Annotated in this window: 1 protein-coding gene; it reads right to left on the bottom strand. The window is 27.0% G+C overall.

The features are described from left to right. Positions 1-530: HD-GYP domain-containing protein (locus tag XO12_RS11185; RefSeq protein ID WP_217683697.1), on the bottom strand; the 530-nt coding region annotated here is incomplete at both ends.

The raw sequence follows: 530 nt of genomic DNA, 5'->3' as shown, positions 1-530 counted from the left end.
CCACCATATATTGTATGTTTTTCCATAACTTTCCATTCTTCTTCTGTTAAAGGACCTTTTTTCAATAATATTTCTTTTGGTATCATTATTTTTCCTATATCATGTAAAGGAGCATAATATCTTATTTTCTCCACATAATCATTGTTTAATCCAAGTTTTTCTGCAATAAAAGCGGATAATTCTCCAACCCTATTTACATGATTGCCTGTTGTTTCATCATAACCTTCTGCGATGATAGATAATTGGGTACTAAAATTAAGATAAGCATCTTCTAATTCATTGTTAATCTTTTCAATTTCTTTGTAAGAAGATTCTAATTCTTCGTTCATAGCATTAATTTCTTCAAATGATGTCATAATATCTTCAGCCATTTTTTGATATTCAGTCATCAACTCATTAATTTCTTTAATTTCACACTTTTCCATAATTTTATCAAATTCAAGGTAACGTGTTTTCTGAAATTTTTTCATATTATCAAGCATTATTTCAAATGGTTTTGATATCTGTTTTGATACTTTATGTGCTTTTTT

This window comes from Marinitoga sp. 1154, assembly GCF_013363285.1.
Classification (GTDB): domain Bacteria; phylum Thermotogota; class Thermotogae; order Petrotogales; family Petrotogaceae; genus Marinitoga.
This window is presented reverse-complemented; position numbering and strand designations above follow the sequence as displayed.